The organism is Neisseria sp. HMSC31F04, from assembly GCF_001807735.1.
Classification (GTDB): domain Bacteria; phylum Pseudomonadota; class Gammaproteobacteria; order Burkholderiales; family Neisseriaceae; genus Neisseria; species Neisseria elongata.
Genome location: NZ_KV790755.1, coordinates 30,529 through 48,464, shown reverse-complemented (window position 1 = coordinate 48,464; position 17,936 = coordinate 30,529). Strand labels below are relative to the sequence as shown.

Annotated in this window: 15 protein-coding genes and 1 pseudogene; 11 read left to right on the top strand and 5 right to left on the bottom strand. The window is 53.6% G+C overall.

Annotated elements, in window-relative coordinates:
• Nucleotides 1-162: 162 nt before the first annotated feature.
• The 3 genes from aceK to HMPREF3107_RS11205 all read left to right on the top strand — a co-directional run bounded on the left by aceK (nucleotide 163) and on the right by HMPREF3107_RS11205 (nucleotide 3,325).
• Nucleotides 163-1,935 carry a bifunctional isocitrate dehydrogenase kinase/phosphatase gene (gene aceK, locus HMPREF3107_RS00520; protein WP_070452039.1) on the top strand — a complete coding sequence of 591 codons (1,773 nt, stop codon included), beginning with the start codon at nucleotides 163-165 and terminating at the stop codon, nucleotides 1,933-1,935.
• Between the two features lie 124 nt (nucleotides 1,936-2,059).
• A complete protein-coding gene (locus HMPREF3107_RS00515; RefSeq protein WP_070452036.1) occupies nucleotides 2,060-2,506 on the top strand; it encodes a hypothetical protein in 447 nt (148 codons plus the stop codon).
• 10 nt (nucleotides 2,507-2,516) lie between these two features.
• Nucleotides 2,517-3,325 (top strand): IS630 family transposase gene (locus tag HMPREF3107_RS11205; RefSeq protein WP_141742791.1). Its coding sequence is split into 2 segments (ribosomal slippage): nucleotides 2,517-2,832 and nucleotides 2,832-3,325, totalling 810 coding nucleotides; the frame shifts between segments, so codons are not numbered across the junction.
• 165 nt (nucleotides 3,326-3,490) lie between these two features.
• Here HMPREF3107_RS11205 and dnaK read toward each other — a convergent pair.
• The 3 genes from dnaK to HMPREF3107_RS00495 all read right to left on the bottom strand — a co-directional run bounded on the left by dnaK (nucleotide 3,491) and on the right by HMPREF3107_RS00495 (nucleotide 7,365).
• Nucleotides 3,491-5,422, bottom strand: a complete 1,932-nt coding sequence (dnaK, locus tag HMPREF3107_RS00505; protein ID WP_070452031.1) for a molecular chaperone DnaK — start codon at nucleotides 5,420-5,422, stop codon at nucleotides 3,491-3,493.
• A gap of 240 nt (nucleotides 5,423-5,662) precedes the next feature.
• Nucleotides 5,663-6,214 (bottom strand): nucleotide exchange factor GrpE, encoded by a 552-nt coding sequence (gene grpE, locus HMPREF3107_RS00500; RefSeq protein WP_070452142.1) that lies wholly within the window; start codon nucleotides 6,212-6,214, stop codon nucleotides 5,663-5,665.
• A gap of 137 nt (nucleotides 6,215-6,351) precedes the next feature.
• A complete protein-coding gene (locus tag HMPREF3107_RS00495; RefSeq protein ID WP_246828548.1) occupies nucleotides 6,352-7,365 on the bottom strand; it encodes a cytochrome-c peroxidase in 1,014 nt (337 codons plus the stop codon).
• Nucleotides 7,366-7,690: 325 nt separating this feature from the next.
• Here HMPREF3107_RS00495 and HMPREF3107_RS00490 point away from each other — a divergent pair, with 325 nt between their 5' ends.
• Nucleotides 7,691-9,085 carry a DEAD/DEAH box helicase gene (locus tag HMPREF3107_RS00490; RefSeq protein WP_070452028.1) on the top strand — a complete coding sequence of 465 codons (1,395 nt, stop codon included), beginning with the start codon at nucleotides 7,691-7,693 and terminating at the stop codon, nucleotides 9,083-9,085.
• A 219-nt stretch (nucleotides 9,086-9,304) separates the two neighbouring features.
• On the opposite strand, the gene HMPREF3107_RS00485 is transcribed toward HMPREF3107_RS00490, so the two are convergent.
• Entirely contained in the window at nucleotides 9,305-10,249 is a 945-nt protein-coding gene (locus HMPREF3107_RS00485; protein ID WP_070452026.1) for a hypothetical protein, read from the bottom strand.
• Between the two features lie 162 nt (nucleotides 10,250-10,411).
• On the opposite strand from HMPREF3107_RS00485, the gene HMPREF3107_RS00480 reads away from it, so the two are divergent.
• The 5 genes from HMPREF3107_RS00480 (at nucleotide 10,412) to mutY (ending at nucleotide 15,833) form a co-directional block, all read left to right on the top strand.
• Nucleotides 10,412-12,352 carry a PEP/pyruvate-binding domain-containing protein gene (locus HMPREF3107_RS00480; protein ID WP_070452139.1) on the top strand — a complete coding sequence of 647 codons (1,941 nt, stop codon included), beginning with the start codon at nucleotides 10,412-10,414 and terminating at the stop codon, nucleotides 12,350-12,352.
• A 208-nt stretch (nucleotides 12,353-12,560) separates the two neighbouring features.
• Entirely contained in the window at nucleotides 12,561-13,229 is a 669-nt protein-coding gene (rpiA, locus tag HMPREF3107_RS00475) for a ribose-5-phosphate isomerase RpiA (protein WP_070452023.1), read from the top strand.
• Nucleotides 13,230-13,392: 163 nt separating this feature from the next.
• On the top strand, nucleotides 13,393-13,989 hold the full coding sequence (locus HMPREF3107_RS00470; protein WP_070452021.1) for a thermonuclease family protein: 597 nt from the start codon (nucleotides 13,393-13,395) through the stop codon (nucleotides 13,987-13,989).
• Complete coding sequence (gene nth, locus HMPREF3107_RS00465; RefSeq protein ID WP_070452018.1) at nucleotides 13,986-14,630, top strand: endonuclease III; 645 nt, start codon at nucleotides 13,986-13,988, stop codon at nucleotides 14,628-14,630. The genes HMPREF3107_RS00470 and nth overlap by 4 nt, the downstream gene beginning before the upstream one ends.
• 99 nt (nucleotides 14,631-14,729) lie before the next feature.
• Nucleotides 14,730-15,833 (top strand): A/G-specific adenine glycosylase, encoded by a 1,104-nt coding sequence (mutY, locus tag HMPREF3107_RS00460; protein ID WP_070452011.1) that lies wholly within the window; start codon nucleotides 14,730-14,732, stop codon nucleotides 15,831-15,833.
• A gap of 208 nt (nucleotides 15,834-16,041) precedes the next feature.
• On the opposite strand, the gene grxB is transcribed toward mutY, so the two are convergent.
• On the bottom strand, nucleotides 16,042-16,689 hold the full coding sequence (gene grxB, locus HMPREF3107_RS00455) for a glutaredoxin 2 (protein WP_070452008.1): 648 nt from the start codon (nucleotides 16,687-16,689) through the stop codon (nucleotides 16,042-16,044).
• Nucleotides 16,690-17,171: 482 nt separating this feature from the next.
• Here grxB and HMPREF3107_RS00450 point away from each other — a divergent pair, with 482 nt between their 5' ends.
• Both HMPREF3107_RS00450 and HMPREF3107_RS00445 read left to right on the top strand, forming a co-directional pair.
• On the top strand, nucleotides 17,172-17,528 hold the full coding sequence (locus HMPREF3107_RS00450) for a hypothetical protein (RefSeq protein WP_070452005.1): 357 nt from the start codon (nucleotides 17,172-17,174) through the stop codon (nucleotides 17,526-17,528).
• Between the two features lie 178 nt (nucleotides 17,529-17,706).
• Nucleotides 17,707-17,936: pseudogene (locus HMPREF3107_RS00445) on the top strand (hypothetical protein); the annotation flags it as partial.

Below are 17,936 nucleotides of genomic sequence, written 5' to 3'. Positions count from 1 at the left end.
AATATATGGCGGATTAAACGGCGTTAATGCCGAATAGTCTGCCGCAAACAGTACGGAGCGGCTTAATTGATGCGTTTCTGCGCTTTAAAACATCATTCCCGCACGCTTCCGCCTTGCCCTGTTTGAAACTGAAGCCGCTATAGCTATAAAGGAGAAACTACAATGAAAAAAATGGCAAACACCCCGTCTGCCCGCGAAATTGCCGAAACCATGTTGGCCGGATTCGACAAGCACTACCGCCTGTTCCGCGAAAAATCCGCCCAAGCCAAAGCCCTGTTTGAACGGCGCGACTGGAAAGGCATACAGGATTTGGTGGCCTACCGCATCCAAATGTACGACCGCCGCGTGTCGGAAGCGGCCGACATTTTGACCGAACGTCTGGAAGGCGGCTCGTCCGACCAATTGTGGGCGGAGGCCAAAAAAGAATACATCGCCCTCTTGGTGGATCACAAACAGCCCGAACTGGCGGAAACATTTTTCAATTCCGTATCCACCAAAGTGTTGGCCAAAGAATATTTCAACAATCGGTTTATCTTCGTCAAACCGGCCGCCAGCACGGAATTTATCGACTCCGACCCACCCGTATTCTGCACTTTCTACCCTGCCAATGCCGGTTTGCGCGGCTGCCTGCAACGGATATTGCGGCATTTCGGCTGGCAGGTGCCGTTTGCCCACGCCGCCGCCGACGTGGCCGACATCCTGCGTGCGGCGCGCCGGCATTTCGGCAAGGAATGGCCGCCGCGCGAGCTGAACCTGCACGTTCAAGTGTTGAATTCGGCTTTTTACCGCAACAAATCGGCCTATATCTTCGGGCAGATTGTCAACGGCAGCAGCAGGCATCCCTTTGCACTGGCGGTGGTACACGACACCGAAGGCCGTCTGAAAATCGATGCCGCGCTGTTTGACCCGAAACAGATTTCCGTACTCTTCTCTTTCGCCCGCGCCTATTTCCTAGTGGACATGCCTGTTCCCAGCGGCTATGTGCGCTTCCTGCGCGAAATGCTGCCGATGCGCTCAGACGGCGATTTTTACACCCTACTCGGCCTGCACAAACAGGGGAAAAACATTTTCTGGCGCGAGTTCACACAGCACCTGCGCTATTCCGACGACAAATTCATCCTCGCGCCCGGCATCAAAGGCTTGGTGATGAGCGTGTTTACCCTGCCCTCCTTCCCCTATGTGTTCAAAGTAATTAAAGACACCTTCGGGCCAAACAAAGACTTTGACCGCGAATATGTACAGCAGAAATACCTGCTGGTGAAAAAGCACGACCGCGTCGGCAGGATGGCCGATACGCTGGAATTTTCCGACATTCCCCTGCCCAAAGTACGCTGCGACGAAGCCTTCCTCAACGAAATGCGCACCTTGGCACCGAGCCAAATCGAGGAAACCGACGATATGGTCATCATCAAACACGCCTATATCGAATACCGCCTCACACCGTTAAACCTGTTTATGCAGAAGGCTTCGCCGGAAGAAAAAGCGGCGGCAGTCATCGACTACGGCTTCGCGCTGAAAGAACTCGCATCGGCCAACATCTTTCCCGGCGATATGCTGTACAAAAATTTCGGCATGACGCGCTTCGGACGGGTGATTTTCTATGACTACGACGAAATCGAATACATGACCGACTGCAATTTCCGCAAAATCCCGGAAGCACCGAATCCGGAAATGGAAATGTCGGGCGAGGTGTGGTATCCCGTGCATAAAGGCGACGTATTCCCCGAAGAATTCGCCCCCTTCCTGCTCGGCGAACCCGACGTGCGGCAGGTTTTCCTCAAACACCACCGCGATTTGCTGACCCCCGAATTCTGGCAGGGCAAAAAAGAGCGGCTGCAACAGGGTTTGTTTGACGATTTCTATCCCTACCCGCAATCCGTCCGCTTCAACCCGGAACAAACGGCCGAAGGTTTGGCAGACGATACGGATGTTTGATTGGATAACAGTTGCCCCGACAAGAGGCCGTCTGAAACTTGATTTTTCAGACGGCCTCTTGTGGGTTTGATATATTTCGGCATGATTAAATGCTACTTGCAGGCTTGAGCGATATAGGTACCCTATGTTCGATTTTTTGATTAAATATCCGATTTCCATTTTTGAAATTAGGGAGTTTCTTGCTGCAGCCCTAAATTGTCCTTTCGATAAAATCTTAGTCGTTTCCTCTGAAGAGAATGCCGACCTGGAAATTGCCGCTGAAGAATTGGATAAACTGTGCTGCCTTTGTATTGGCACACAAGTGGAAGGCGATGCCGCTTGGCTTTTGAATCTATATCGGATTGAGGCAACGGATGACGAAATCGAAAAGAGGATTATCGCCGCCTCGCAAACAAAGCAAATCGCTTGCTATGTTCCCAATGATAACTGGAACGGATATTTGCTAACGGGAAGCAGTCCGACTCCGATTCAAGTTTATGAAGATGAAGAGGTGGCGGGAGAAAATAAATATATCTTTACGAACGCCATTTATAGTCAATTAAAAACAAAATGGTACAATACTCAACTTTGAAGGTCTAACCATGGCATACTCTGCGGACTTAAGAAACAAAGCTTTAAACTATTACGAACAATGCAAAAACATCAGCCAAACAGCAGCAACGTTTAACTTGTCGAGAAACACGCTTTACCTGTGGATTCGCCTTAAAAAACAAACAGGCAGCCTAAAACATCAAGTTACCGGTCTAAATGCCGTCAAATTGGATAGGCAAAAACTGGCTCAATATGTTGGGCAACACCCGGATGCCTATCTGCATGAAATCGCCAAACATTTTGATTGTACGGCAGCCGCCGTTTGCTATGCACTCAAACAGATAGGGATAACGCGCAAAAAAAGACCACCACTTACAAAGAACAAGACCCGGCCAAAGTAACGCATTATTTGACACAGCTGGCCGAATTTTCCGACTACCAACGTGTTTATTTGGATGAAACGGGATTTGACCGCTACCTGTTCCGTCCCTATGCCCGCAGCCTAAAAGGGCAAATAGTGAAAGCGCAGATAAGTGGAAAAAGATACCAACGCTTATCTCTGGTGTCCGCACAAGTCGGCAACCGGCTGATTGCTCCGATGGTTTATCAAAATACGATGACCGGAGTCTTTTTTGAAGCGTGGTTTCAGCAATGCCTACTGCCCGCATTGACTCAAAAATCGGTGATTATTTTAGATAATGCGCGATTTCACCGTATGGGTGTCTTACGGGAAATGGCGGAAAAATGGGGACATAAGGTATTGCCTCTTGCACCTTATTCACCTGAGCTCAACCCGATTGAGAAGGTGTGGGCGAATATTAAGCGGTATCTGCGAACCGTATTGTCTGATTACGCCTGATTTGACGATGCGTTACTGTCCCATTTTTATTTTAATTGACTATAAATCACAGGAATATTTCAAAAAACCAAAAACAACAGCTAGCAATGCAGTTTGCCGGCAATCATTCGAACCATAACAAAAAGCGCGAACCTTGCGATTCGCGCTTTTTTCAGACGGTCTCAATTATTTCTTGTCGTCTTTTACTTCTTCAAAGTCGGCATCTACCACGTCGTCGTCTTTCTTGGCAGAAGACGGTTCGGCTTGTGCGCTTTCGCCTGCTTGGGCTTCGGCTTGCGCTTGTGCGTAAACCATTTCGCCCAGTTTTTGGCTGGCTGTGCCCAGTGCTTCGGCTTTGGCATCGATGGCGGCTTTGTCGTCGCCTTTCACGGCTTCTTCGGCTTCTTTCAGCGCGGCTTCGATTTTTTCTTTCTCGGCTGCGTCGAGTTTGTCGCCGTAGTCGGCCAAAGATTTTTTCACGGAGTGAATCAGGGCTTCGGCTTGGTTGCGGGAAGCGACCAATTCAGTCAGTTTTTTATCTTCCTCGGCATTGGCTTCGGCATCTTTCACCATGCGTTCGATTTCTTCTTCGCTCAAGCCTGAAGAACCTTGGATGGTGATGTTGGCGGCTTTACCTGTGCCTTTGTCTTTAGCAGAAACGTGCAGGATACCGTTGGCGTCAATGTCGAAGGTTACTTCGATTTGCGGCATGCCGCGCGGTGCGGGTGCGATGTCGGTCAAATTGAACTGCCCCAAAGATTTGTTGGCGGAAGCGCGTTCGCGCTCACCTTGCAGTACATGGATGGTTACTGCGCTTTGGTTGTCTTCGGCGGTAGAGAACACTTGCGACGCTTTGGTCGGGATGGTGGTGTTCTTCTGAATCAGCTTGGTCATCACGCCGCCCATGGTTTCGATACCCAAAGACAGAGGGGTTACGTCCAGCAGCAATACGTCGCTGCGGCCGCCGCTCAACACTTCGCCTTGAATCGCTGCGCCTACGGCAACCGCTTCGTCAGGGTTCACGTCTTTGCGAGGCTCTTTGCCGAAGAACTCTTTAACGGCTTCTTGTACTTTCGGCATACGGGTTTGGCCGCCGACCAAAATCACGTCGTCGATGTCGCCGGTGCTCAAGCCGGCATCTTTCAATGCAATTTTGCAAGGCTCGATAGAGCGGGCAATCAAGTCTTCAACCAGGCTCTCGAATTTGGCGCGGGTAATTTTCATTGCCAAGTGTTTCGGGCCGGTTGCGTCCATGGTGATGTACGGCAGGTTGATTTCGGTTTGCTGACCGCTGGACAATTCGATTTTGGCTTTTTCGGCAGCTTCTTTCAGACGTTGCAATGCCATCACGTCTTGTTTCAAATCAATGCCTTGTTCTTTTTTGAACTCGGCGATGATGTAGTCGATGAGGCGTTGGTCGAAGTCTTCGCCGCCCAAGAAAGTGTCGCCGTTGGTTGCCAATACTTCAAATTGTTTGTCGCCGTCGAGGTTGGCGATTTCGATGATGGAAATATCGAAGGTACCGCCGCCTAAGTCATATACGGCTACTTTGCGGTCTTTGTTGTCGCCTTTGTCCATGCCGAATGCCAAAGCGGCTGCAGTCGGCTCGTTGATAATGCGTTTTACGTCCAAACCGGCGATGCGGCCTGCGTCTTTGGTGGCTTGACGTTGGCTGTCGTTGAAGTAGGCCGGAACCGTAATCACGGCTTCGGTTACTTTCTCGCCCAAGTAAGATTCGGCGGCTTCTTTCATTTTACGCAGGACTTCTGCGGAAACTTGCGGCGGAGACAGCTCTTTGCCTTGCGCTTTCACCCATGCGTCGCCGTTGTTGGCTTTAATGATTTCGAAAGGCATGGATTCGATGTCGCGTTGGACTTCTTTGTCTTCAAATTTGTGACCAATCAAGCGTTTTACAGCGTAGATGGTGTTTTTAGCGTTGGTTACGGCTTGGCGTTTTGCCGGTGCGCCGACGAGGACTTCGCCGCCGTCCAGATAAGCGATAACGGATGGTGTGGTGCGTGCGCCTTCTGCGTTTTCGATGACTTTGGTTTGACCGTTTTCAGAAATAGCCAAACAAGAGTTGGTTGTACCTAAGTCGATACCGATTACTTTTGCCATAGTGTTAATACTCCTTCAAATAATAGAATTTTCAGACGGCCTGTTTTGTTTCCGACCGCTGTTGCTTGGCATGCAAAATAGGGGACAGACGGCGGTTTTCAAGTGCTGCGTTGTAAAAAAATGACAACTTTTTGAAATTTAAAATCAAAATGTTAATTTAATTTTTCCGTTTCCCCTTATGTTTCAGACGGCCTTGGAAGCCGTCTGAAAACAAAATGCGGGATGGTTCGGGAACTGCGCCTATTCGGCGTTTTCCGCACTTTTGGCCACAACCACCATGGCCGGACGCAAGATGCGGTCGTTCAGCAGATAGCCTTTTTTCATGACGCTGACGATGGTGTTCGGCTCTTGCTCGCTGACGACCGTCTGCATCGCCTGATGCTGGTTCGGATCGAGTTTGTCGCCGGGCTGCGGGTTGATTTCTTTGATATGCGTGGCATCAAACGCTTTTTGCAATTCGTTCAGCGTCATCTGCACGCCCATTTTCAGCGCGTCGAAATTACCGCTTTGGTCGAGCAGCGCCATTTCAAGATAGTCTTTGACCGGCAGCATTTCGGCGGCGAATTTTTGTCCGGCGAATTTATGCGTGTCGGCGATTTCCTGCTGATGGCGGCGGCGCAGGTTTTGCTCGTTTGCCAAACCGCGCAACTGTTCGTCTTTCAACTGTCCTTGCAGTTCTTCCACTTGCGCCTGCAATTCTTCGTAAGTGGGTGCGGCGGTTTCGGCTGCGGCATATTCCTGTTCGGTCGGGATGTTTTGTTCTTCTTCGGGTGCAGTGTTTTGTTCGCTCATGGGTTTGCCTTTTTTAAAGTAACGGAATGGATTTTTCATGGGCGGCAATATAAGGCCGTCTGAAGCAGTTTCAAGCGCGCGAAAGGTTTCTCCGGCGTTTTTTGTGCTTTCAGACGGCCTCTGGCCATCAGTGGCTGTTATTTATTGTTGGGCTGTGATTCCAATGGTGCGGAAAGCGGCAGCTCGGGCATGGTGCGGGCGGAGTCGGAAACATTGCCGGACAGTGTTTTCAGGAAGGCAACGATGTTGTCGGTGTCTTCTTTTGATAAGTCTTTGCCCAGTTGCGCTTTACCCATGATGGTAACGGCTTTGTCCAATTCCCAAACGCTGCCGTTGTGAAAATATGGATAAGTTTTGGCGACGTTACGCAAGCCGGGCACGCGGAAGAATTCGTCTTCTGTTTTTTTGGTTACGTCGGCACGGCCTTTGTCGCGTTTCGGATCTTCGATAAACTTCCAATACGGGCCTTTGACCAAACCGAATTTCTGGAAGCTGTTGCCGCCGAGGTTGACGCCGCTGTGGCAGGCGATACAGCCGTTGTCCATAAAGGCGCGCACGCCTTTGCGTTCCTGCTCACTCAAGGCTGAAACGTTGCCTTTGAGGTATTCGTCCCAACGGGTCGGCGTCAGCAGGGTGCGTTCGAATGCGCCCAGTGCGGTGGTGATGTTTTTGAAGGAAACCGCGCCGTCTTCGGGGAAGGCGGTTTTAAACAGTTCTTGATATTCGGGGATTTTGGCGATTTTGGCCGCAGCTGCTTCTTGCGAGTCGTTTGCCATTTCCACAGGGTTCACCAACGGTCCGCCGGCTTGTTCTTCAACGTCGGCCGCGCGGCCGTCCCAGAACTGCATGCCGAGTAAGGCGGCGTTTAAAGCGGTCGGGGAGTTGCGTCCGCCGAACTGTCCTTTATGGCCTTGGCTGGTCGGCAGGTCGCCTACGTCTGTAGAAGCGAGGTTGTGGCAGGAGTTGCAGCTTACGGTGTTGCCTTTGGAGAGGCGCGGTTCATACCACAATTGATGGCCGAGTTTGACCTGTTCTTCGGTAAACGGGCGCAGTTTCTGCATTTCTTCTGCACTCGGCAGCGGTTTGAAGATGCCTTGCGCGCGTTTGAGCAGCTCTTGGTCTTCGGGAGAGGCATTGCTGTCGGCAACCACGGCGGAAGCCGCAGAAGCCGCATTCGAAGCGGCATTTTCGGCAACAGCAGGAGAGGCCGTCTGAACGGCGGTTTCCGAAGCTCCCGAAGCCGCTTCAGGCGGAAAGGGTAAACAATACGGCCAACTCCGTCATTGCCGGCCCGCGGCCTCAAAACGCGGCAACGGCTTTTATGGCATAATGACAGCCTTCCGGCAGCCGTTTTCCGCCCGTCCCACAGGGCGGCACCGCCACAACCGAATACCGCAGATTATTTTCAGACGGCCTTGCCCTTTCCGCCGCCGCGTGAAAGCCCGAGGCCGTCTGAATACCATGAAGGAACAAACAATGAACCCCTTTTCCTCCTTAGGCCTCGGACAGGAAATCGTTTCCGCCCTCACCGAGCAAGGCTACGAAAACCCCACGCCGATTCAGGCCGCCGCCATTCCCAAAGCCCTTGCCGGACACGACCTCCTGGCTGCCGCGCAAACCGGCACCGGCAAAACCGCCGCCTTCATGCTGCCCAGCCTCGAGCGGCTCAAACGCTTCGCCACCGCTTCCACCTCCCCCGCCATGCACCCCGTTCGGATGCTGGTACTCACCCCCACCCGCGAACTGGCCGACCAAATCGACCAAAACGTGCAGGCCTACATCAAAAACCTGCCCCTGCGGCACACCGTCCTCTTCGGCGGCGTGAACATGGACAAACAAACCGCCGATTTGCGTGCCGGCTGCGAAATCGTCGTCGCCACCGTCGGCCGCCTGCTCGACCATGTCAAACAAAAAAACATCAACTTCTCCAAAGTCGAAATCGTCGTCCTCGACGAAGCCGACCGCATGCTCGACATGGGCTTTATCGACGACATCCGCACCATCATGCAGATGCTGCCCAAACAACGCCAAACCCTGCTCTTTTCCGCCACCTTCGCCGATCCGATACGCAAATTGGCGCGCGACTTCATGAACAGCCCCGAACAAATCGAAGTGGCGGCGCAAAACACCACCAACGCCAACGTCGAACAACACGTCATCGCCGTAGACACCTTCCAAAAACGCCGCCTGCTCGAACGCCTGATTGTCGATTTGGACATGAACCAAGTCATCGTATTCTGCAAAACCAAACAAAGCGTCGACCAAGTCACACGCGACCTGCAACGGCGCGAAATCTCCGCCCAGGCCATCCACGGCGACAAATCGCAGCAAACCCGCCTCGAAACCCTTTCCGCCTTCAAAGAGGGCAACCTGCGCGTCCTCGTCGCTACCGACGTCGCGGCACGCGGGCTGGATATCGCCGAACTACCCTTCGTCATCAACTACGAAATGCCCACCCAGCCCGAAGACTACGTCCACCGCATCGGCCGCACCGGCCGCGCGGGGGCGGACGGCGTCGCCATTTCGCTGATGGACGAAACCGAACAAAAAATGTTCGAAGCCATCAAAGAACTCACCGGCAACAACATCCCCATCGAACGCATCGAAGGTTTCGAACCGCGCTGGTGGGACAACGGCAGCACGGAAGAAAGGCCGTCTGAAAACGGAAGGCCGCACCGCGGCGAACGTGCGGAACGCGGGGCAGGCAGCCGCAGCGAAAGGCGCACACGCGGCGACAGCCGCGCCGAGCAGGAATCCCGCCCCAAAGACCCGGGCGAATCCTGCGGCAAAATTGCCGGCCGCAGCCACCGCAACCGGCGCGGCGAACGTGCCAAATGTGCATTGGTCCAACCCAATTTCGGCGTGAAATAACCCGAAATCACCCATAGTAAAAGGCCGTCTGAAACACCCCGAACAGGGTTTTCAGACGACCTTTTGCCGTTATTCCCATCATGACGGACGGAATATACAAGCGGCAGCGTACCTCAAAAAACGAAAGAGATTGGATTCCCAATCAGGCAAAACATACCAACTGCTTTCGCATGATGCCTGCCGCCGATACGCCATCCTGTATGGCAACCGGCAACGCTGCTATTCCAAACTGCCATACTCCTGTTTTTCCGCATCCCAGCGGTAGACTTTCCGTTCGCCGTTTTTCATGCCCTTCACTCGCCAAATGATGTCGTAAAATCCATTATGCTGCTGCGGCGACATTTTCAGGATGTATGTGTCGGTATATACATCATGCTGGCGTGTGCCGTCCTTATTCCAGCTGCCGGCAATGTTTTCAAGCGTAAAGGTGTTGGCGTTCAAAACGGGTTTCAGACGACCTTCAATAACGGCAAACAGCACCATAAACTCTTCCAAACTTCCACCTCCTGCATAACCGACCGTGTTCTGCAAGCGCAGGCCGAAGGCATCGGTTTTATCGTTCAGGCGATAAGCGGCAAAATCGAGACGGGCGGGCAGCGCGATTTGCAAACCGCCATCGGGGATTTGCACGACAAACTGCCGCTTCCCGTCCATAGCGGGTTTGGGTGACGGATAAAATTCGTCTTTTTCTTCATAATCATAACGTTCGGTATAAGGCTTGGCGGCAAGGGAGAATTTGCCACCGGCATCCTTTGTCAGCACGGCAAGGGTTATTTGGACGACAGGGTTATCCGAGTCGGCTCTGCATTGCGCGTAGTGATTCGGGTTTTCGCGGTAAAAATCGCCAAGCGGATGCTTATTCAGGCACACCAGCACGACTTGGAGGCCGTTTTTCCAAGGCCGCAGCGACATCATATTCAGTTTTTCCACGTCTGCGTCAGGTGCAACCAAACTCAGGATTTCGCGTACGCGCGCATCTTGGCGCGACAGGCTGCCGAAGCCGTCGGCAAGCGGTTTGCCGTCTGTTTGTTTTGTATGCCGCTGCGTGATTTCCGTCTTCTTGACTTGTGCCCGCCCTTTGCCGGATGAGTGTACGGTTTCTGCCGTGGAAAGCGGGGTGGCGGCGAAGAACGCAAAGGAGAGAAATAATCCGGTTTTATTCATGTTTTGTATCCTGCTTGTTCGAAGAAATGTGGCGGGTCGTCTGAAAACGACAGGCTGGAAATGAAGTCGGAATTCTAGCAGTACAAACCGGCAAAAGAATCAGGCTTGATTTTCAGACGGCCTTTTCTTGCTACAATCCGTTTTTTTCTCATTGCCATTATCATGAAAACCAGCGTCTGCCTCTCACTATTGTTCCTGCTCACCGCCTGCCAACCTGACTCCGCAGCCGTCGATACCGCCGCGCCGACCGCGCGTAAGCCTTCTTATTTTGAGTCTGACAAACGCCAAGCCGCCACGCCGGTTAAAACGCAAACGCCCGCGCTGTCCGCCATCCGCAGCCGTGCAGATTTCGACCTGCTTTCGCGTGTTTACGAACAAGACAGCGAATACGAAATCCCGCACGTCCTCTTCCTTATCGACCGCGAAGACAACAACCGCACCGACTACATCAACACGCCGAAATACCGTCTGCACGAAAACTATCTCGCCGAGATTTTGAAGCCGATGCCGACGCGCAAAGAATTGTTGGAACAATACCGCAGCCCGAATCGCCGCTTCCTGTTCGGCACCATCAGTTGGCAGAACAGCACTCAAGAATATGTTTACGAATTTTGGGAAGGCGACAAAATCACGCCCGAATTGCTGAAATTGGCAGAAGGCCGTCTGAAAGACAGTTTCTTCGCCCCGCTGCGTTACAAAACCAATTCCCTGTGGCAGGAAACCGTTGCTGCGCAAAGCAAAGTCCCCTTCGTCACCCAAGAAAGCCTGATACAGAATTTCCCTTATCTGCCGTTGCACAGAGGGAAAGCGGTAGGTACATTGCGCGTCATCACTCAGGAAGACGACCTTTACGATGTCGGCGCGGACGACATCATCATCTTGAAAGAAGTGCCGCTGGTGTTGCCGCCCGTAGCAGGCATCATCAGCGAAAAACCGTCCACCGCGCTGTCGCATGTGAACGTCTTGGCACGCGGCTGGGGCATTCCCAACATCTACCTCAAAGACGCGGAAAAAATCCTCGCGCCCTATATCGGCCGCCGCATCGAATTGGCAGCCGACGCAAAACAATACCGGATCGCCCAAACCAACCGAAACACAGCCGCCAAAACATTTTCAGACGGCCTCTCCCTGCCGCAGCCCGACACTACCGATTACAACCTGCGGCCGCTTGCCAACTTGCGCCGTGAAGACAGCCGTTACTGCGGCAGCAAAGCCGCCAACCTCGGCCATATCCGCGCCCATATCGCAGGCAGCAACGTCCCCGACGGATTCTGCATCCCCTTCGCCTACTACCGCGCCATGATGGACAAACTCGGCATCAACGCGGCAACACTGGCGCAAATCGAAACGCAAAGCGGCGGCGACAACCGCAAACGCCGCACTGCCTTGCTCGCATTGCAGAAAAAAATCACCGATGCCGAAATCCCGTCCGAATGGAAACGCACCTGGGCGGAACAATGGCTCAGCCAGTTAAACAGCAAAGGCGTGTTCGTCCGCAGCTCGTCCAATTCCGAAGACCTGCCGAATTTCAGCGGCGCAGGGCTGTACACCACCGTGCCGAACGTAACCGGCGAAAACGCGCTGGCAGAAGCAGTGAAACAGTCTTGGGCTTCCGTCTTCAATTACAGCGCGTACGAAGCCCGCCGCATCGCCGGACTGCCGCACGACAGCGTGAAAATGAGCGTCTTCGTCCAGCAAAGCATCAATACCGACCTCTCCGGCGTACTCGTTACCGTCAATCCCTACGATACCGCGCAGAAAAACACTTCCTACATCGCCGCCAAACGCGGACTGGGCATTCGCGTGGTCGAAGGGAAACGGGTGGCGGAACAAGCCGTTTACAACCGCCGCAACGACGCCGTACAACGCCTCAGCTCCTCCAACGAAACCACCGCGCTGCAACTGGATGAAAACGGCGGCATCAGGGAAGTACCGATCACCGGCGGCAACGTCATGAACCACGACCAAATCCGCCGCCTCGACCAAGCCGGACAGCAAATCAAACAGCTTTTCGGCAACGGCGAACAAGACATCGAATGGGCTTTCGCAGGCGGCAAACTCGTCATCCTTCAGGCAAGGCCTTATTTAAACGGCGGACGGTAACACTGAAGAAGAGGCCATCTGAAAACGCAAATAAACCGATTCGACATTGTCCGTTCCCGATGCGGGAAACAAACGCCGCGAACATCGGACGAAACAGTTTTGACCCAATTCAAACATATGTTTTCAGACGGCCTTCCAAGCCCCTGCGCCTTCGGTTATGATTCCGTTTGAAACACGAACAATGAAACGTTAACAAAAGGAGCGAAACATGGCGACACAAGACGATCTGAAACGCATGGCAGGTGAAAAAGTGGTGGAATTTGTGCCCGAAAACGAATACATCGGCATCGGCACGGGCTCCACCGTCAATTATTTCATCAAAGCCCTGGCCGCCAGCGGCAAACAAATCAAAGGCGCGGTCAGCAGCTCCAACGCCACCTCCGCGCTGCTGGAACAATACGAAATCCCCGAAGTTACCCTGTCCGACGTCATCCGCCTGGCGGTGTATATCGACGGTGCCGACGAAATCAACCACAGCCTGCAAATGATTAAAGGCGGCGGCGGCGCACTGTTGCGCGAAAAAATCGTCGCCAGCGCGTCGGACAAATTCGTCTGCATCGCCGACGAAAGCAAATACGTTTCGCGCCTGGGCAAATTCCCGCTGCCCGTGGAAGTCATCCCCTCCGCCCGCTCTCTGGTGGCGCGCCAACTGCTGAAACTGGGCGGCGAACCGCAACTGCGCGTCGGCTTCATCACCGACAGCGGCAACGAAATCCTCGACGTGGCCGACATGGATTTGTCGCGCCCGCTGACGCTGGAAGACGAGCTGAACAAAATCACCGGCGTGGTCGAAAACGGCCTGTTCGCGCGCGAGGCGGCCGACGTGCTGATTCTGGCGCGCGCCGGCGGCGTGGAAGTGATTAAAGTCGGCGGCTGATAAGGCGTTATTCAGGCATCAAAAGCCGTCTGAAAACCCGCAATCCGGTTTTCAGACGGCCTTTCAAATACAAAATACAAACCCGCCCCTCTGCCGGACGCCGAAGTTTCCCGCCATATCGGTTAAAATGCCCCCCTTTGATTTTTAACCAGCATCCCGCGCTATGCCCGATTGGAAAATCCCCGCCCTGTGCCTCGTTGCCGCCCTGGCGTTTATCGAACCGTCCGACATCCTTTCCCGGCTCAAAACCCCGCCGGCTGCCGAAACCATACGCGGCCGCAGCGGCACATCCTCCCGACCCGCGCCGCAAGGCATGCATTACCGGGGGCGGGTAACGTCCGTGCACGACGGCGACACCGTCCGCATCACCGACACCGACGGCCGCAGGCACAAAGTCCGCCTCGCCTACATCGACGCACCCGAAATCGGCCAGGCCCACGGCATCGAATCGCGTGACCGCCTGCGCCGCATCCTGTCGGACGAAACCGTAGACGTACAGGTAACCGATACCGACCGCTACGGCCGCGAAGTGGCCTACCTCTTTTCAGACGGCCTCGACATCAACCTGAGCCAAATCGAAAACGGCGCGGCCTGGCACTACACCTCCATCGCCAAAAAACAGCAACCCAAAGCCGATTTCGCCGCCTACGCCGCCGCCGAAGCCTACGCCCAAGCCGGACGCACCGGCCTTTGGGCGAAGCGCGAACCCCTCGCGCCCTGGCTGTTCCGCAAACAACAACACACCGCACAACCGCAATGAACAAACAAACCCGCCGAGAAATGTTCGAACGCTGGCGCGCCGAAAACCCGCACCCGCAAACCGAACTGAACTACACCACACCCTTCGAACTCTTGATTGCCGTCCTACTCTCCGCGCAGGCCACCGACAAAGGCGTGAACAAAGCCACCGCCAAACTCTTTCCTGTGGCAAACACCCCGCAGGCCATGCTGGACTTGGGCTTGGAAGGCGTGATGGAATACACCAAAACCATAGGCCTCTACAAAACCAAGTCCAAACACATCATCGAAACCTGCCGCATCCTATTGGACAAACACGGCGGCGAAGTGCCGCAAACGCGCGAAGCACTCGAAGCCCTACCCGGCGTGGGGCGGAAAACGGCCAACGTCGTCCTCAACACTGCCTTCGGCCAACCCGTGATGGCCGTGGACACCCACATCTTCCGCGTCGCCAACCGCACGAACCTCGCCCCGGGCAAAAACGTGCGCGAAGTGGAAGACAAACTGATCAAAGTCATCCCGAAAGAATTCATCCTCGACGCCCACCACTGGCTCATCCTCCACGGCCGCTACACCTGCAAGGCGCAAAAACCCCTCTGCCACCGATGTATCGTCAACGACCTGTGCGAATACAAAGGCAAAACCATAGAACAGGCCGTCTGAAAACATGGGCTTCCGCGTAGCTGAAACGCAACCACCGCACAATACCGAATCGGCGAGTCATTCCCCAATTACACCGACTAAAATACAACATACCCAACCATGACACACACACCCGACAGGCCGTCTGAAAACCCCGCAACCGCCCTTTCAGACGGCCTCACCCCCTCCTTTGCTGACCGCCTGATACACTGGCAGAAACAGCACGGCCGCCACAACCTACCCTGGCACAGCCGCGACCCCTACCGCGTCTGGCTGTCGGAAATCATGCTCCAGCAAACCCAAGTCGCCACCGTGGCCGGCTACTACCCGCGCTTCCTCGCCGCCTTTCCCACCGTATCCGCCCTCGCCGCCGCAGCCGAAGACGACGTACTCGCACTCTGGCAGGGATTGGGCTACTACAGCCGCGCGCGCAACCTGCACAAAGCCGCTAAACAAATCATGGCCGACTTCGGCGGACAGTTCCCGACCGAACGCACCGAATTGGAAAAACTGTGCGGAGTCGGCCGCAGCACCGCCGCCGCCGTTGCCGCCTTCGCCTTCCTCAAACGCGAAACCATACTCGACGGCAACGTCAAACGCGTACTCTGCCGCGTCTTCGCCCAAGACGGCGACCCGCAGGACAAAAAGTTCGAACACACCCTCTGGACACTGGCCGAAAGCCTGCTGCCGCCCGAAAACGCCGACATGCCCGCCTACACGCAAGGCCTGATGGACCTGGGCGCGACCGTATGCAAACGCAGCAACCCCGCCTGCACCGCCTGCCCCATGAGCGACATCTGCCAAGCCAAAGCCCAAGGCCGTACCGCCGAACTGCCGCGCAAAAAAACGGCGGCAGAAGTCAAAACCCTGCCGCTCTACTGGCTGATATGGCACGACGCAAACGGCGCGCTCCTGCTGGAAAAACGCCCCGCCAAAGGCATCTGGGGCGGCCTCTACTGCACCCCCTGCTTCGACAGCCTGCAAGACCTGCACGACTTTGCCGCCCGACACGGCCTCACCGCCGAAGACTTAACCGAACTCCCGCCCCTAACCCACCGCCTGACCCACCGTATGCTGCTGATTACCCCGTTTGCCGTTGCAGGAAAAAGGCCGTCTGAAACCCTTTCAGACGGCCTCCGGGTGATGCCGGAAAAACTGGCGGACTACGGCCTGCCCAAACCGCTGGCGGCATGGCTGGCGGAAAAACAGCCCGCCCTGTTTTAAAAGAATAAAAGGCCGTCTGAAAGCCGGAAAAACGGACTTACCGCCGTTACCCCCACTTTCAGACGGCCTTTATACCTCCGGTACGGCATATTCAAATAAAGACAGATTCACTTACGCTTCAACCCACAGCCGTACCCGATCTTCCATACAAGCTTGCTCCATCGGCGGCTTACCACCTGACACCGGAAAACTGTTTATCCGCAGCGCACTAAACCGCCCGCTCGGTTTGCAGCGGCACACCGCTCAAACGGCTCATTTCCGCCACATACGCCGCTACCTTCGGCGGCATCTCCAACCCACGCACAATCGTCAGATTGCGCAAAATCGGGAACACCAAAATATCCTCCATCCCCAATTCTCCACCCAATGCGTCGGCGGAAACCACCAAGCCTTCCAATTCGGCAAAATCATCCGCCAAACGCGCCAGATATTCCGGCGTTTTCGCCATATTTTCCGCGAAATTGCCGATAATCTGCTCCTTTTTCGCTGTGAAGTAATCCACTGCGCTTTGTTCGGCAAATTCGGGCAAATCCGCCAGCACGTCCCGCGGCTGTACCAACTTATTGGCATAAGTGCCGACTTTGTCCAACCAAGCCTGCACCTGCGGCCGCACATCTTCTTTCAGACGGCCTTTCCCTGCCATTTCGTCGATATAGCGCACAATATCCAAACTCTCGCCCATAAACGAACCGTCGTCCTTCTGCAAAATCGGCACCTGCTTCGCGCCAATCATCCTAATCGGCGTTTCCTCGTCGTCATTCTGCAAAATAACCTCTTCGACCGCCACGCCGCGCAGGCCGAAAATCATACGGGCGCGGACGCAAAACGGGCAATGATCGTAAATATAAAGTTTCATCGTCTCTTCCTTTTCCCAAAGCGGGAACCATCATTTTTAAAAAAGCCGGAGCAGCCAAATTTCCCATCGTCCGGACTGCAATATATGTCCGCCGGAATCATACCGCAAACCGCACATCTGCCAAAGCATTGTTTCAAATGAATGTTTGACAAATTTTTACAAAAACAAATGCACAAATTTTAATCGAATCTTTATTGTTGTTTTTTCTAAAATATTTTCTAAAAAATAAACAAGCGGTAGTTAATTTAGATTAACGGGTGCATGATATGCCAATTTTTTACTCATTTCCATGATTTACTTCAGCCGGTTGCAGGCATATACTGCCCGTTAACTTTACTGCTGTTTGAAAACAGAGGTGAACGTCACCGGACGGTCCGGTTAAAAACCACACCTATTTTCGATTAGAACAAGCAATCCGCCTACGCCCCTATGCCGGCTCAGGCAGTTTCCTCTTAGCTAACACAATATCTTTGGAGTTTATTATGAATTACGATAAAGCAGTATCTGAAATGTTGAATGTTGACGGCGCGTTGGCCGCAGCAGTTGTAGACTTCGCCAGCGGCATGATGCTCGCAGGCGGCGGTTCTCCCGCAATCGACCTTGAAATTGCCGCTGCCGGCAATACCGAAGTGGTCAGCTCAAAAATGAAAACCATGAAAATGCTGGGTCTGAATGACGTTATCGAAGACATCCTGATTACCTTGGGCAAACAATACCACTTGATCCGCCCGCTGCAAAAACACGAAGGCCTGTTCCTATATTCCGTATTGGACAAAGCTAAATCCAACTTGGCTTTGGCCCGCCGCTCTTTGGTTGATGTAGAACGCAACCTGAGCTAATTTTTTCTTACCAAACAAAAAAATCGGCTGTTTTACAACCGATTTTTTTTATCTTATAATGCCTGCGTATTATTTATAAATCTTTAAAATTACACACACCTAACTCATCCTTTTTAGTTTTAGGATAATTTTCGGGATTAAACCGTTTTATTAATTCACTTACGTTTGGGAGTTCATTATGAATTACGATAAAGCAGTATCTGAAATGTTGAATGTTGATGGCGCATTAGCCGCAGCAGTTGTGGACTTTGCCAGCGGCATGATGCTTGCAGGCGGCGGTTCTCCCGCAATCGACCTTGAAATTGCCGCTGCCGGCAATACCGAAGTGGTCAGCTCCGAAATGAAAACCATGAAAATGCTGGGTGCAACCGATGCCATCGAAGACATCCTGATTACCTTGGGCAAACA